At 71.0% G+C, this 15,325-nt stretch carries 12 protein-coding genes and 1 pseudogene; 5 read left to right on the forward strand and 8 right to left on the reverse strand.

Translation table 11 applies throughout. The features are described 5' to 3' along the window. The first annotated feature begins 41 nt into the window (after positions 1-41). The 4 genes and pseudogenes from PUR53_RS07790 to PUR53_RS07805 form a co-directional block, all read left to right on the forward strand. Positions 42-299 carry an SCO4848 family membrane protein gene (locus PUR53_RS07790; RefSeq protein WP_329898664.1) on the forward strand — a complete coding sequence of 86 codons (258 nt, stop codon included), beginning with the start codon at positions 42-44 and terminating at the stop codon, positions 297-299. After that, the gene (locus PUR53_RS07795) at positions 299-1,648 is read left to right on the forward strand and encodes a metallophosphoesterase (protein WP_329907859.1); all 1,350 of its coding nucleotides are present in this window, start codon (positions 299-301) and stop codon (positions 1,646-1,648) included. The genes PUR53_RS07790 and PUR53_RS07795 overlap by 1 nt, the downstream gene beginning before the upstream one ends. A 192-nt stretch (positions 1,649-1,840) precedes the next feature. After that, complete coding sequence (locus PUR53_RS07800) at positions 1,841-3,394, forward strand: ABC transporter substrate-binding protein (RefSeq protein WP_329898665.1); 1,554 nt, start codon at positions 1,841-1,843, stop codon at positions 3,392-3,394. Between the two features lie 117 nt (positions 3,395-3,511). Then, positions 3,512-3,898: pseudogene (locus PUR53_RS07805) on the forward strand (ATP-binding protein); the annotation flags it as partial. Here PUR53_RS07805 and PUR53_RS07810 read toward each other — a convergent pair. Then, positions 3,780-5,351, reverse strand: a complete 1,572-nt coding sequence (locus PUR53_RS07810) for an ATP-binding protein (protein WP_443080272.1) — start codon at positions 5,349-5,351, stop codon at positions 3,780-3,782. The pseudogene PUR53_RS07805 and the gene PUR53_RS07810 sit on opposite strands and share 119 nt — an antisense overlap. After that, on the reverse strand, positions 5,348-6,016 hold the full coding sequence (locus tag PUR53_RS07815) for a response regulator transcription factor (protein WP_329907861.1): 669 nt from the start codon (positions 6,014-6,016) through the stop codon (positions 5,348-5,350). Before PUR53_RS07815 ends, PUR53_RS07810 begins: the two co-directional genes overlap by 4 nt. Before the next feature lie 266 nt (positions 6,017-6,282). Between PUR53_RS07815 and PUR53_RS07820 the strand changes: the two genes are divergently transcribed. After that, a complete protein-coding gene (locus PUR53_RS07820; protein WP_329907862.1) occupies positions 6,283-8,709 on the forward strand; it encodes an MMPL family transporter in 2,427 nt (808 codons plus the stop codon). Here PUR53_RS07820 and PUR53_RS07825 read toward each other — a convergent pair. From PUR53_RS07825 to PUR53_RS07850, 6 genes are all read right to left on the reverse strand, one after another. Continuing rightward, on the reverse strand, positions 8,702-9,310 hold the full coding sequence (locus tag PUR53_RS07825) for a Uma2 family endonuclease (protein ID WP_329898667.1): 609 nt from the start codon (positions 9,308-9,310) through the stop codon (positions 8,702-8,704). The genes PUR53_RS07820 and PUR53_RS07825 overlap by 8 nt on opposite strands. Positions 9,311-9,400: 90 nt before the next feature. Continuing rightward, positions 9,401-10,237 carry a TetR family transcriptional regulator gene (locus tag PUR53_RS07830; protein ID WP_329898668.1) on the reverse strand — a complete coding sequence of 279 codons (837 nt, stop codon included), beginning with the start codon at positions 10,235-10,237 and terminating at the stop codon, positions 9,401-9,403. Positions 10,238-10,246: 9 nt separating this feature from the next. Then, a complete protein-coding gene (locus PUR53_RS07835) occupies positions 10,247-10,765 on the reverse strand; it encodes a thiol-disulfide oxidoreductase DCC family protein (protein ID WP_329907826.1) in 519 nt (172 codons plus the stop codon). Then, positions 10,762-11,169, reverse strand: a complete 408-nt coding sequence (locus PUR53_RS07840; protein ID WP_329898670.1) for a hypothetical protein — start codon at positions 11,167-11,169, stop codon at positions 10,762-10,764. The genes PUR53_RS07835 and PUR53_RS07840 overlap by 4 nt, the downstream gene beginning before the upstream one ends. Positions 11,170-11,270: 101 nt before the next feature. Continuing rightward, the gene (locus PUR53_RS07845; protein WP_329907827.1) at positions 11,271-11,681 is read right to left on the reverse strand and encodes a VOC family protein; all 411 of its coding nucleotides are present in this window, start codon (positions 11,679-11,681) and stop codon (positions 11,271-11,273) included. Between the two features lie 153 nt (positions 11,682-11,834). After that, a complete protein-coding gene (locus PUR53_RS07850) occupies positions 11,835-15,308 on the reverse strand; it encodes a DNRLRE domain-containing protein (RefSeq protein ID WP_329907828.1) in 3,474 nt (1,157 codons plus the stop codon). Between the last annotated feature and the right edge of the window lie 17 nt (positions 15,309-15,325).

Here is a 15,325-nt window from a genome sequence, read left to right on the forward strand (position 1 = left end):
CCCGGCGCGATACCCGGACGGACGGCGGCGATACTGAACGCATGAAGCTCAGCCGCCCCCTCTCCTGGTTCCTGCTCGCCTTCGGGGTGTGGAGCTGGGTCATCTGGATCACTTTCGTCAAAAACCTCTGGAAGGACGGCAGCGGGCTCGCGTTCGACGACGCGGGTGATCCGACGGCGTACTTCTGGGTGCATCTGACGCTCGCCGTCGTCTCCTTTGTTCTGGGGACGGCCATCGGCGTCATCGGGTTGCGCGGGGTGCGTGCCCTCCGCCGGGCCGCGACCGGGAGTGCCACGTGATGATCGTCGTCTTCGTGCTGGTGCTCGTGCTGGTGCTGGCCCTCTTCGGGGCGCTGCACTGGTACGCGTGGCGCCGCCTGGTGCGCGACACGACACGCGGACCGGGCCCGGCCAGACGCGTGGGCACGGCGGTGTTCATCGCGGGACCGGTGCTGATGATCGCCGGCTTCGCGGCCGAACGCGCGCACGCGCCCTTCTGGCTGCAGCAGACGCTGACCTGGCCGGGCTTCATGTGGCTCGCCTTCGCGCTGTACATGCTCCTCGCCCTTCTGGTGGGGGAGCTTCTGCGACCTCTCCTGCGCCGTGTGCTGGAGCGGCGCGCCCCGGAGCCCGCGCTTCGGCCGGAGCCACGACCGGAGCCCGTGGTGCGCGAGCCGGAACCCGTCCCGGCCGGCGCGCAGCCCGCACCGCCCGCCGAGTCCGCACCGCCCGCCGACTCCGCGGAGGCCACCGAACCCGGACAGCCGGGCCCGCCCCACTCGACGCAACCCCCGGCCCCGGCTACCCCCGCGCCCCCGGCCGACCCCTCCCGCCGTCTCTTCGTCTCCCGGGTGGTGGGCGGGGCCGTCGCCGCCGCGGCCCTGGGCACGGTCGGCTACGGCACCTACGGCGTCGTGCGCGGGCCCAAGCTCAAGCGGGTCACCGTGCCGCTGGCGAAGCTGCCGCGCGCCGCGCACGGTTTCCGGATCGCGGTGGTCAGCGACATCCACCTCTCGCCGATGCTGGGCCGAGGCTTCGCCCAGAAGGTCGTCGACACGATCAACTCGACGCAGCCCGACCTGATCGCGGTGGTCGGCGACCTGGTCGACGGCGACGTGGCGGACCTCGGTCCGGCGGCGGCACCGCTCGCCGGGCTGACGGCACGGCACGGCAGCTACTTCGTCACCGGCAACCACGAGTACATCTCCGGCGCCGAGCAGTGGGTCGAGGAGGTGCGCCGGCTGGGCCTGACGCCGCTGGAGAACGCCCGCCGCGAGCTGCCGTACCTCGACCTCGCCGGGGTGAACGACATCGCGGGCGAGGACGAGGGCCAGGGCCCCGACTTCGCCAAGGCGCTCGGCGACCGGGACACCTCGCGGGCCGTGGTGCTCATGGCCCACCAGCCGGTCCAGATCCACGACGCCGTCGACCACGGCGTCGACCTCCAGCTCTCCGGCCACACGCACGGTGGCCAGATGTGGCCCATGACCTATGTCGCCCAGGCCGCCAACCCGACCCTCGCGGGCCTGGAGCGCTACGGCGACACCCAGCTCTACGTGACGCGCGGCGCCGGCGCGTGGGGGCCGCCGGTGCGGGTCGGGGCGCCGTCGGACATCACCGTCGTGGAGCTGGCCTCGAAGCAGGCGTGACGGGCCGTCAGGAAGGCTCCCGTCCCCGGTGCGGGAGCCTTCGGACACATATGGGCGGCGTACTTACTGAGTTCTTTCTCAACTCAACAAAACCCGCCTTCCGTCAACACAGGCGACTGTGGTTAGGTGATCGGCGCCACCGAGGAACCACTGTGCCCAGTGGGCCGGGTGGGGTCCTTGGAAGGGGCGCCGATGCGGTCGGTTCGCTTGCGGATTCTCGCGTCGCTGCTGGTGGTGGCGGTCGCGGCGATCGGCGGCTGGCAGTTGCTGCCGGCCCAGCGGGACGGGAACAGGACGATCGTCGTCGGCACGACCGACAAGATCACCTCGCTAGACCCGGCCGGCGCCTACGACGCGGGGTCCTGGGCCCTGTTCAACAATGTGTTCCAGTCACTGCTGACCTTCGAACCGGGCGGCGCCGCACCCGTGCCGGACGCCGCGCGCGACTGCGAGTTCCTCGGCAACGCGCTCACCGTCTACCGCTGCACCCTGCGCCCGGGCCTGAGGTTCCCCAGCGGACGCGAGGTCACCGGCAAGGACGTCAAGTACTCCTTCGACCGGGTCAAGCGCATCAACTCCGACGTCGGGCCGGCCGCGTTGCTCGACACCCTCCGCTCGGTCGGCGCGGACGGGCTGTCCGTCACCTTCCGCCTCTCCTCGCCGGACGCCACCTTCCCGTTCAAGGTCGCCACCGGCGCCGGGGCGATCGTCGACCGGACCCGGTACCCCGTCAACCGGCTGCGCACGGACGGCGGCGCCGACGGCACCGGCCCCTACACCCTCACGTCGTACACGGACGGGCAGGCCCGCCTCACCCCCGACGACGACTACCGGGGCGCCGCCGAGGGCGCCCGCAGCCCGGTCCTCATGCGCCACTACGCGAACTCGGCGGCGCTCCAGAAGGCGTGGACGGCACGGCAGGTGGACGTCGTCACCCGGACGCTGCCGCCCGCGACGCTCGCCGCCCTCTCGCCCAGCGACCCCGGCCAGCGCGTCATCGAGGCCGACAGCACCGAGACCCGCAACCTGGTCCTCAACGTGCGGGCGAACTCGCCCTTCCACGACCGCCGGGTGCGCCAGGCGCTGGCCACGCTGATCAACCGCGAGAAGCTGGTCGCCGAGGTCTACCAGGGCACCACCGAACCCCTGTACTCGCTCATCCCGGCCGGTCTCACGGGCCACACGACCTCGTTCTTCGACGCGAACCCCCGGCCCGACCCGCAGCGGGCCCGCAAGCTGCTCGACGAGGCCGGGGTCGGCATGCCCGTGCGCTTCACCTTCGGCTACGCCGAGGGCAGCGGCTCGGCAGCCGCCGAGGCCGCCGAACTGAAGGAGCAGCTGGAGGCGAGCGGCCTGTTCTACGTGACGACCAAGGCGTACGAGTGGACCGCCTTCCAGAAGCGGTACGCGGAGGGCAAGTTGGACGCGTACGGGGTGGGCTGGGTCGCCGACTACCCCGACCCCGACACCTTCAGCGGCCCCCTGGTCGGCACCGGCGGCACCCTCGACAACGGCTACAGCAGCGCGCGGGCCGACCGGCTGATCAAGGACAGCCAGCGCTACGAGGACCGCAGCCGGGCCGCGACGGACTTCAAGGAACTCCAGGAGGTCGTGGCCGAGGACGTGCCGATGATCCCGCTGTGGCAGCGCAAGGAGTACGTGCTCAGCAGCGAGGACGTCGGCGGGGCGCAGTACCTGTCCGACGGGACCGGCATCTTCCGGCTGTGGCGGCTGGGGTGGATATGACAGACGCCGCGTGACAGCTGACGCGAAGTCGCGGGCCGGACGACCCCGGGAGTGACACGGCGTGCCCGGCCCCCGCATCGTTCTGTGCTGGGGGTGTGTCCGGGGTGAGGAGCACACGTGTTGAGACGCAACTCCTTCCGGCTGCCCCGCCATCCCGCGTCCGTCGGGCTCGTCCGGCGGCGCGTACGGGAACATCTGGCCGACTGGGGGTACAAGGAAGGCTCCGGGGCACTGGAGGACGTCGTCCTCGTCGTCTCCGAGCTCGCGACCAACGTCGTACGCCACGGACCTTTGCTGGAGCGGGAGTTCGAGGTCGCCGTGACCGCCCTCGCGGACGGCTCCTGTCTGGTCGAGGTGTCCGACGAGAGCACGAGCGCACCCCGGATCAGGGAGGCGGGGGACTGGGAGGAGACGGGGCGGGGGCTGTGGCTCGTGGAGCACCTCGCCCAGGCCTGGGGGGTGTGGGGCCGGGGACGGCACGGGAAGACGGTCTGGGCGCTGCTGGGAGGGTGACCGTCACTTTCAGGCCATCACCAGGGGCCGTGCTCACCGAGACCTCACCCTCGTGGGCCTCCACCACGCCCTGCACGATGGCCATGCCCAGGCCGCTGCCGGCGCCTCCCCCCGCCCGGAAGAAACGGTCGAAGATCCGGCACGCGTCCTCCCGCGACAGGCCGGGCCCCTCGTCCGCCACGTACAGCCGTACGACGTCGGCGGTGCGCTCCACCCCGAGCCGCACCGGCACGTCGGCCGGCGTGTGGGTGCGGACGTTGCTCACCAGGTTGCCCAGCAGCTGGCGGAGCCCCGACTCGTCCGCCCGGACGAGGAGGGCGCCGTCGGCGCGGACCGTGACCGGGCGGTCGGGCTGCTGGGCGCGCAGGTCGGCGGCGGCGTCGCGGACCAGGCGGGTGAGGTCGACGTTCCCGAGGCACAGTTCGGGGCGCTGGTCGAGGCGGGCGAGGGTGAGCAGCTCGTCGACGAGCCGGCCCATCCGGTCGACCTCGTTGTGCATCCGGTCCCAGGCGCGCCGGCGCTCGGCGGGGTCGGTGAGCATGCCCTTGTCGTGGAGCTGGAGGTAGCCGCGGATCGCGGCCAGGGGCGTCCGCAGCTCGTGGGAGGCGTCGCCGACGAAGCGGCGCAGCTGGGCGGCGCTGCGTTCACGGGTGTGGTGGGCCGTCTCGACCTGCTGGAGCATGGTGTTGAGGGCGAGCCGCAGCTGTTCGACCTCCAGGGTGGCCTCACTGCTGGAGGGGACGCGGCGGGTGAGGTCGCCCTCGGCGATCGCCGATGACGTCTCGACCATGTCCTCCAGCGGCCGCATCCGGCGCCGCACGCTGAACAGGGTCAGACAGGCGAGCGTCGCGAGCAGCAGACCGCCGACGGCGAAGTCCAGCTTGAGGGCCTTGGCGATGACGTCGTGCAGCGAGGCGGTGGAGGTGGCGAGGAGGACGGTCGTGCCGTCGTCCATCCCGGCCGCCGTGACGCGGTACGGGGCGCCCGCCACGTCGATGTCGTACGGCTCGTCGTCCGCGAGGAGGGCGGCCGGGTCGCCCACCGCTGCGGCGAGGGCGCGCTGCTCCTCGGTGGGCGGGAAGCCGCCCATGGTCAGCGGTTCGCCCCCGTCGTCCAGCGCGGTGAAGACGGCACCCTGGACGAGGGAGTCGGCGCCGGCGGCCGTGGACTCACCGGAGGTGTGGTCGCTGAGGGCGACCAGGGCGCTGAGCGCGTCGACCTGCTCCATGCCGATCCGGGCGGCCCCGATCGAGTCGCGGGTCGACATCAGCTCCCGGTCGACGCTGTCGAGCAGGTACATCCGCATGCCCATCGCGCTGACCGCGGTGGCCGTGACGACACCCACGGCGAGCAGGACGACGTTCGCGAGGGTGAGCTTGGCGCGCAGGGAGTAGAGGCCGCCCTTGCGGAGCGGCCGCGCCACGAAACGACGCGGACGCCTCACGCCAGCCCGTATCCGACGCCCCGCCGGGTGGTGATCACCGGTGGGCCGAGCGCGTCCAGCTTGCGCCGCAGATAGCTGATGTAGGTCTCGACGACGGTCGACTCGGCCGGCGCGTGCTCGTACTGCCAGACATGGCGCAGGAGTTGGTCCTTGGGCACGACCCGGCCGCCGTTGCGCACCAGGAACCGCAGCAGGGCGTACTCGGTGGGCGTCAGCTCCACCGTGCGGCCCGCCCGGCGCACCGAGTACGTCGTCTCGTCCAGCTCCAGGTCGCCGTAGCGCAGCGGCGGGCGCTGGGGGAGGACGTCGGCGCGGCGGGTGCGGCGCAGGACGGCGGTGAGGCGGGCGACGACCACCTCGATGTCGAACGGCTTGGTGATGTAGTCGTCGCCGAAGCCGAGGGCGCCCACGATCTCGGCGGGCGCGTCCCGGGCGGTCAGGAACACGAGCGCCAACTCCGGTCGCCGGGAGCGCAGTTCACGGCCGAGGGCGCGGCCGTCCCCGTCCGGGAGCATCACGTCCAGCAGGGCGGCGTCGGGCCGGGTGCGCTCGGCGAGGGCGAGTGCGTCACGGACCGTTCCGGCCGTCATCACCTCGAAGCGGTGGTAGCGCAGGGCGATGGTGAGGACGTCCGCGATGCTCGGCTCGTCCTCGACGACGAGCACGGTCGCTTCCCCGTGGCCAGTGGCCGCCGCGCCGTCCTGGCCGGAGGCCGCGCCCTCGTGGCCGGTGGTCGCTCGCTCGATTCCGGTCATGTCCCCAGTATCCGCACGGGAGTTCCCGGAGGCAGCCGCTCCGCCTTGGAGTTCCTTGAGAGTCCCGGCCCGGCCATGTCGCCCCGCCCCCGTCGCGGTCGAGGGTGAGGCCAGGACCTGGGGGACCGACCGACGGACAATCGACCGCAGAACAAGGAGAGTTGATCGTGGCGACCTTGGCACGGTGGTGCTATCGGCACCGGCTGGTGGTCCTGTTGCTGTGGGTGGGGACCGTGTTCGGCGTCGGCTTCGCCGGCACCGGCGCGGGCACGGACTACGCGAATGTCTTCTCCCTCCCGGACACGGACTCCAAGCGCGCGTACGACCTGATGGACAAGGCCTTCCCCGAGCGCGCGGGCGACACCGACACGGTGGTGTGGAAGGTGGACGAGGGGTCGGTGGACGACGACTCCGTACGGTCCCGCATCGAGCCCGCGCTGGCGGAGATCGGCCGGATGGCGGGCGTCGGCGACGTCACCAGCCCGTACGACGCCGGGGACCTGGCCGGCGGCGGCGCGGGCGTCAGCCGGGACGGCACGATCGCCTACGCGCAGGTGACCTTCACCGAGCAGGCGAACGCCGTCCCCAAGGACCTGCTCGCCGACGTCATCGACACCGCACAGGGCGCCGAACGGGACGGCCTCCAGGTCGAGTTGGGCGGACAGGCCATCGCGCGGGACCAGGAGGCCTCGCAGGGCACGTCCGAGGCGGTCGGCATCCTGGCGGCGGCGGTCGTCCTCTTCCTCGCCTTCGGCTCGCTCTTCGCGATGCTGCTGCCGATCGTCGTCGCCGTCGCCGCGGTCGGCACCGGCCTGATGGCCACGTCCCTGCTCAGCCACACCACGAACATCCCGGACGTGGCCCCGCTGCTCGGCTCGCTCATCGGCCTCGGCGTCGGTATCGACTACGCCCTGTTCATCGTCACCCGCCACCGGCGCGGCATCCTGCGCGGCATGAAGCCGGAGGAGGCCGCGGTCAGCGCCCTCGACACCTCGGGCCGCGCGGTGCTGTTCGCCGGCGGCACGGTCTTCATCGCGCTGGCCGGGATGCTGGTGATGAACCTCCGCTTCCTGGACGGCGTCGTCATCGCGACCTCGCTGACGGTGGTGCTGAGCGTGCTGGCCGCCGTCACCCTGCTGCCGGCGCTCCTCGGTGTCCTCGGCCCGCGCGTCCTCAGCCGCCGTGAGCGCCGGCGCCTCGCGGCCACCGGCCCCGCACCCGAGTCGGCGAGCGGCCTCGCGGCCCGCTGGTCGGCGTACGTGCAGCGGCGCCCGCGCTCCACCGCCGTGCTCGCCCTCGTCGTGATGCTGGTCCTCGCGATCCCCGTCCTGTCGATCCGCCTCGGCACCTCCGACCAGGGCAACCACCGCGACACCACGACCACCCGCCAGGCCTACGACCTGCTGGCGGAGGGCTTCGGTCCCGGCTTCAACGGCCCCCTCCAGGTGGTCGTGGACGGCACCGACGCCAAGGGACTGGTCGCGCGCATCGAGGCCACCGAGGGGGTGGCCCAGGTGGCCGCCGTACCGCCCACGAACGGTGTCACGGTGATCCAGGTCGTCCCGACGACGTCCCCGCAGGCCGAGGAGACGGACCGGCTCATCGACCGGCTGCGCGACGATGTCATCCCGGCGTCCGGGGCCGAGGCCCATGTGGGCGGGGTGACGGCGGTGTCGAAGGACTTCGCGTCGGTGACGGGCGAGCGCCTCCCCTACTTCATCGCGACGATCATCGCGCTGGGCTTCCTGCTCCTGCTGGTCGCCTTCCGCTCCCTGGTGGTGCCGCTGACGGCCGCGCTGATGAACCTGGTCGCGGCGGCCGCGTCCTTCGGCGTGCTGGTGGCGATCTTCCAGTGGGGCTGGGGAACGGAACTCCTCGGCATCGGCAAGGAGGGCCCGATCGCCGCGTTCCTGCCGGTCATCATGCTCTCGCTCCTCTTCGGCCTCTCCATGGACTACCAGGTCTTCCTGGTCAGCCGGATGCACGAGGAGTGGGTCCACACCAAGGACAACGCCCGCGCCGTCCGCGTCGGCCTCGCCGAGACCAGCCGGGTCATCAACTGCGCGGCCCTGATCATGATGTGCGTCTTCAGCGCGTTCGTGCTGAGCGGCGAGCTGGAGGCCGCGATGGCCGGCATCGGCCTGGCCGCCGCCGTCGCCCTGGACGCCTTCATCCTCCGTACGGCGCTGGTGCCGGCCGCGATGCATCTGCTGGGGAAGGCGAACTGGTGGCTGCCGGCGGGGCTGGAGCGGCGGCTTCCGCATCTGGCGGTGGAGCCGAGGGAGGAGCCGTCGCCGGTGCCGCATCCCGCCGGTCCCGCCTCCGTGGTCCACGGGTTCGTCCGCACGGCGGACGGTGAGCCGCTGGCGGACGTGGAGGTGACGCTGCTGTCGCGCGGCGGGCGGGAGCTGGACCGGGTGACGTCCCTCGCGGACGGTTCGTACATCGTCGCCGTACCGGGCCCGGGGCCGTATCTGCTGGCGACCAGTGCCTCACCGCCGTACCTCTCGCATGCACGTCAGGTGGTCGTGGAGGAGGGGCCACTGGCGTACGACGTGGAGCTGGCGGGGGTGACTGAGGGGGAGGTGGACGTGGTCAATTAGCCGGTGATTGCCCGGCCTTGAGGATTGCGGTGACATCCAGGGAGACGTCGGCGCCGATGGAGGCGGGCAGGGCGACGATCTCGCCAGGGGAGTGCGGGCGATGGTTCTCGTACTCGTCCCCGGCAGGGTTGGTGAGCACGTGGAGGCGTTGGTGCCTGCGGTCGACGATCACATAGACCGGGATCTTGGCCCCGGCGTAGGCCTTGACCTTGGTGCGCAGGTCGGCGCGGTGATTGTTGGAGGTGACTTCCAGGACCAGCCGGAAGCAGACGGGGTCGTAGCAGTTGTTCTCGATGAGGTGGTCCCGGTAGTCGGCGTCGACCACGGCGAGGTCGGGGACCGCGTAGTCCGCTGCACCGGTCGGCAGCCACAGGCCGATGCCTTGGATCACCCTCGACTCCGTGCCATGGAGACCGGCGGTCGCGAAAGGCAGCAACAAGTCGGTCAGGACATCGCCGTGTGGGCCGTCGGGCGGCGGGGACACGAGGATCTGGCCTCCGATGATCTCGACGCGGTACCCCGGAAGGCGCTCGATGAGCCTATTCGCCTCCGCGATGAGCGGGTGCTCGCCGTGGGGCCGCTCAACAAGTGCTGCGGACATCACGTGCCTCCTGTGGGCCGGTATCGAGAGCATCATCGTAGGCAGGAGCGGAGCCAAGTGTCCCGTTCGATCCCGTTCACCCGAAAGTGATCACTCCGCCGCCCGTGCCTCGCCGCCCGCCCCCGGCGCCCCCTTCGTCATCCCCGGCAGGAAGTCCGTGAACAGTTCGTGCACCTCGCGGACCAGGGGGCGCAGGGCGCGGAAGCGGGCCAGGGAGACGCCCCGGGTGGTCAGCCGGGCGCCGCGCTCGGCGAGCCGGTAGCTGCGGGCGCGCCCCTCGCTCCGGTCGAAGACCCAGTACAGGACGAGCCCCATGAGGGAGAGCCACATCAACTCGGGGAGGATGTCCCGGAGTTCGTCCGGGACCTTGGCCTTGGACCCGGCGAGCACCTCGCGGTGGATGGCGATGGACTCCTCGCGCGGCCCCTGCGACTCGGGGGAGAAGGGGCTCAGCGGGCTCTGCGGATCGGCCGCGTTCTTGAAGAACTGCGCCGCGAACTCGTGGTACGGCTCCGCCACGTCCAGCCACGCCTTGAGCACCCCGGCGATCCGCGCCTCCAGATCCTTCTCCCGCTCCAGCACCGGCCGCACGGCCACCAGGTGCTCCGCGCCGATCCGGTCGTAGAACCCCTGGATCAGGTGTTCCTTGCCGGCGAAGTAGTAGTACGCGTTCCCGACGGAGACCCCGGCCTCCTTCGCGATGGCCCGCATCGTCGTCTTGTCGTACCCGCGCTCCTGGAAGAGCCGTAGCGCGGTCTGAAGGATCAGCGCGCGGGTCTGCTCGGACTTGGCGGTGCCCCGGGGGCCGGGTTGGTCCGTGCCGCCCCCGGGGCCGTTGGACTCCGTGCCGTTCCCGGGGCCGCCGGGCTCCGCGCCGAGCTGGTCGTCGAAGGGCTCTGGGCTGGGGCTGTCGTTCGCTGCGGGCACGGGCTGAGCCTAACGAGTCGGGCAGGTACCGGTGTCGCAGGTGCCGGGGTGCCGGTACACCCACCCGTACCGCCGGTCGTACGCCCATCCCGTCAGCTCGGCCCCGCCGCTCCCGCAGCCCGAGCCGGGCTGCCGGTGGGCGCCCCGCCACTTCGCGGCGGTGAGTACGGCGGTGCGCGCGAGCCGGGCCCCCGCCGGGGTGCTCAGCCGGTGCGCGAGCGGGCGGTGCTCACGAAGGGCCCACAGACACACGATCCAGGCGGCGGCGCCCCGGTACACCTGCCCACCGTCCCCCACGATCGTGATCTCCTCCAGCGTCGCCCCGTGATCGAGTGACGGGAACAGCCGCCGCGCCTCCTCCGAACCCGCTGCCACGAAGGTCAGCGGGACCAACTGCCGCTGCTTTCCGAGCCACTCCCGCAGGAAGGCGCACAGCCCGCACCCGGCGTCGTACAGCACGGTGAGCCCGTGGACCGGGACGCGCTCGGCGCCCCGGTCCACGGTGGCCAGCCCGGCCGCGGCGCTCATACGCGCCCGGTCGGAGCGACCCAGCCCTGCGGTGCGACCGGCGGCAGCTGCTCCCGCTCCATGACGCCCCGCCGCCGGAACTTGTTCAGGACGAACACGTTCCCCAGGTGCAGCGCCCCGAGCACGAGCAGCACCACCCCGAGCTTCGCCGAGACCGCCTCGAACACCTCACGTGGGCTGGTGATGGCGCCGTCGGCGTTCAGATACAGCGCCACGAAGCCGAGGTTCACGAGGTAGAACCCGACCACGAGCAGATGGTTCACCGCGTCCGCGAGGCTCTCGTTCCCCCGCAGCACGTCCGAGAGGAAGATCCGCCCGTTCCTGCTCAGCGTCCGTGCCACCCACACCGTCAGCCCCACGCTGACCAGCGAATAGACGACGTACGCGACGACCGTGAGATCCATGTCCCCACCCCTCAGTGGCATTCTTGAACGCGTTCAAAGCGTCCTGGGGGAGACTGTAGCGCTGTTTTTGAACACGTTCAACCGGTCGGTTGGTGAAGCGATCATCCAGTACGGGCCAGCTCCGGCCGCTTGCTGTAGTCCGTGAGCCCGATGACGTTCCCCCAGGGGTCCGCGAACTCGACGGTCCACCCCGTGGCGACGGAGAAGGGGGCGTCGAGCGGCGGCACTCCCGCCGCCGTGAGGGCCCGCGCGGCGGCCCGCGCGTCGGGCACCTCCAGCCACACCCGCGCGGCCGCCCACGCGGGCGGCCGCTGCCGCAGCTCCTCCTCCACCCGCAGCAGCAGCCCCGGCGTCTCCTTGCCGACCTTCAGCCCGGCGATCCCGGCCTCGTCCAGCCGGAAGCCCACCTCGAAGCCGGCCCGCTCGTAGAAGGAGACGGCTTCGCCGAGGTCACCGACGGGGAACAGGACGTTGTCGAAACCGAGCAGGTCGTACGACTCATTGTCTGACATGTCGTCAGATTAGATCGCTGGAGTCCGTATCGGTGGGAGCGACAGCACTGGTGCGACATGGCAGACCGCGCCCTGACGACACGAGGGGCTCAGCAGGGTCACCCCCTGCCGAGCCCCTCGATGAGCGACTGAGCCCCATGACGGGCGGCGCGGTCAGCCGATGGCGATGCGGGTCTTCCAGTAGCTCGCGGGAGCGACGATCTCGGTACCCGAGCCGGCCAGGACGGTCTTGCCGCCGGTGTAGAAGCGGACCGAACCGTCCGAACGCACCGTCCAGACGTCGGGAATCGTGTCCCCGTTCGCGTCCGGGGTCCCGATCAGCAGCGGGATGTTGGCGTTGGACCAGCCTGCGGAACCGTACTCGAGGTCGGTGCCGCCGGAGGAGTCGGCACCGGAGGACAGAGAGTCCAGGTCGGTGCCTCCGCCGCTCGCCGTCTTGCCCTTGCGGAGCATCAGCTGGGCGTGGACGTCCGTGCGGTACACCATGTCCGTCACACCGTCGCCGGTGATGTCCAGGACGGTGACGATGTCGCGCTCGGTCCAGGCGGAGCCCGACAGACGGATCGTCTGGTCGATGGTGGCGCCGTGGTAGCCGGTGAGGGCCCAGAGTTCGTCGCCCGCGGTGGCGAAGAAGTCGGTACGGCCGTCGCCGGTGGCGTCACCCGTGGACACGATCTGCGTCAACGAGGCCGGGCTGGGAGCCCCCTCGGGAAGCAGGATCTCCACGCGCTTGTCGATGTTGACGGCGCCGTAGCCGTCGCCGGGATACACCCACAGCTTGCCGCCGACGCGCACCACCAGGTCCTGGAGGCCGTCACCGCCGTAGATGTCCCCGTTGTGGGTGATCAGAGCGCCCTTGAAATGGCCGGAGGGCGCGGCGACATACGGTGGCAGGTCGTCGCCGTTCGGATCCTTGGCCGGGTTGGACCGGTAGGCGCCGGCCATCGAATAGTCCAGGTCACCGGAGCCCTTGGTGAGGTCGTTGGTCGCCTGGGAGGGGTACAGGGCCAGGTTGCCGGCGTCGGTGACGACCATCAGGTCCGGGAGCTTGTCCCCGGTGAAGTCACCGGGCGAGTCGGCCTGGTCGCGGGGGCTGACGTAGAAGAAGTACTTGGTGGGTTGCGACACGTTGCCCGCGCTGTCCACGGTCCGCACGTACAGGACGTTGGGGCCGGCGGTGGGGGGCTTGGCGTTGGTCAGGGTCGCGCTGACGGTGGTCGCGGTGCCGGCCTTACGGTCCAGGTGAAAGGGATAGCTGGGCGCGTTGAAGCCGTACTCGTACCGCACGACATCCGTGTTGAGGGCACGCACGGTGAAGGTGCCGGCCGTGCCGAACTTCTTGGCGCTCCACTTCGAGTCGTCGGCGCCGCTGCCGAAGCCGTTCTCCTCGGTGTCGGCGTTGGGGAAGTCCGTGGAACCGACCTTGGGCGATTTCGGCGCGGCGGTGTCGAGGACGAAACGGCACGGCGTCTTCGCCGGTGAGAACGAGGAGGACGCGTCCGCGTCGTCCCAGGCTCGCACCCGCCACGAATAGAGGGTGCCGTTGGTCAGCTTGCTGGTGGGGAACTCATCGGTCGTCCTCAGCGCGGTGCCCTTGTCCGCTCCCACGGTCACCTTGCCGGTCTTGCCGAGAAGGTCACCGGTGGTCGCCCACTTGCCGTGCGGCCACAGGTCGAAGTCGAGGTACTCGAGATTCCTGTCCTTGTCGGACGCCTTCGCGGTGAACGTCAGGCTTCCCGATCCCATCCGGGCGTACGGCTGGGTGGTGGTGCACTTGGCGTCCGGGCCGAGGTCGAGGGAGGTGGGAGCGCTGGGTTTGCGGTTGTAGACGAGTTCGAGCGCAGGCGGGTGTTCGCCGTTGGCCTGGAACTTCTTCCATGCGTACTGGGAGTTCTCGTCCCGGGCGCGCATCCCGAACGTGATGCTGTCCCGCCCTTCGTCGGCCTTCTTCTGTGCGGCCGATCGCACGTTGAAGGCCTCCCAGGCGTCCCGGCAGCCGGACTTGTAGCCGTGCGCGAAGCTCTTGGTGGTGATCTTGTTGCCGTCGTGCAGCTTGGGCGCGTTCTTCCAGTTGGTGCGTCCGTTGACCTTGCCGGTGAGGTGCACGCTCATCGAGCGGGCGCTGCACGACCAGGAGTACGTCTCCAGCATGTACAGCTTCGCCGACTCGATCTTCGTGCCCTTGAGGTCCTTGTCGAAGTCCATGTTGAAGTACGAGCGCGACGTGCCCCAGGTGTCCGACTCGAAGCCGACCCTGGCCTCGTGCGTACCACCCTTGTTGAAGCCCTTGCCGTTGTAGAACGTGGCGTTGGGGTGTCGGCTGTACGCGGTGGTCCAGTCCTGGATGTCTTTCGTCACCGACGGGTCGACGAAGACCGGGTACGTGGTCGTCGGGTCGGCGAGAAAGTCCTGGTCGGGTGTGAGGAGCCAGTTCGACCCGCGGAGGTCGGTCTCGACGAGTTCGCCTCGGGAGTCGGGGGAAGGGCCGTCGAGCCCGGGCAGGCTGAGGGTGGCGGCCGAGCCGGTCCGCGAGGGCTCGGGCGTCGGCTCGGCGGGCGCGGCCGGCGGGGGAGAGTCCGAGGGAGTGGGCGCGGGACCGTCGGTGGCCACCGGGAGCTCTTCGGGGTCCGGGTCGAACTGTTCGTCCGTCTCGACGAGCTCTTCCTCCGTGGGGCTCGCGTCCTCGCTCGGCGTGGGCGCGGAGGAGTCGACGGGGTCCGGGCTCTCGGACTCGGTCGGCTGGGCGGAGGCGCCGACCGAACCGTCGGTGACGGCCGGAGCGCCGCTGCTGTCCCACATCAGCGGCGTCGGCGACAGCGCGACCTCTTCGCCGTCCGCGTCCTCGGCGGCGAGGATGCCGGTGATCGGGTTCAGCCGGAACGACAGGTCTGCGGAAGTGATGCCGTAGGTGAGCTGCTTGGTGCGCGGGTCGGCTGCGGCCTGCCGGTTCTTCAGGACGAGCAACTGCGCGAAGCCGTCGTCGTCGGCCGTGAGGACCAGGTCGGCACCGGGGAAGATCTCCGGATACAGGGCGCGGGAGCCGTCGATGATCGGTGCGGGAACCGCGCCCGGCCAGGTGAGGTGGATGTCGTGGCCGTCGACGGTGAGGGTGACGAGGGTGCTCGACTCGGCGGCAGCCGCCTTGAGACCTTTGAGCAGGGAGACCCGGTGCACCGCGGACCGGGAGGCCCGCTGCTTGTCGTCGCGCGTCGCCTCGGAGCCGGCCGAGAACACCATCTCGGTGTTGGTGGCCTTCGGTTCCCAGCCCTTCTCGGTGCGGTGGAGGTCGTAGTCGATGTCCTTCCACGCACCGTCCACCTTGGCCCGGACGGGAGAGGAGTAGAGCTTCTTGGCCATCTTGCCGTCGGGTCGCGCCCAGGTGGTGGACCGCGTGGTGCGTAGTGCCGTGACCTCGACGGACTTGCCGGTCTTCGAGGCCCGCGCGAGCGCGGCGGCCTCGGTGACCGGCTTCCCCTTGCGGCCGTCACTCGACTTGCCCCGTGAACCAGGTTCCTCCAGGCCGAGTCCGACGAACGTGATGCCGGTGGCAGCGAGCACCGTGGTGAGTACGGCGGCGGTCGTCCGTCCGCCGGGCACGCGACGCCGGTTGCGCTCCTTGCGCGTCATCGGGCGAGTTCCCCTTC

The organism is Streptomyces sp. SP18BB07 (assembly GCF_036322545.1).
In the GTDB taxonomy this organism is placed as follows: domain Bacteria; phylum Actinomycetota; class Actinomycetes; order Streptomycetales; family Streptomycetaceae; genus Streptomyces; species Streptomyces deccanensis.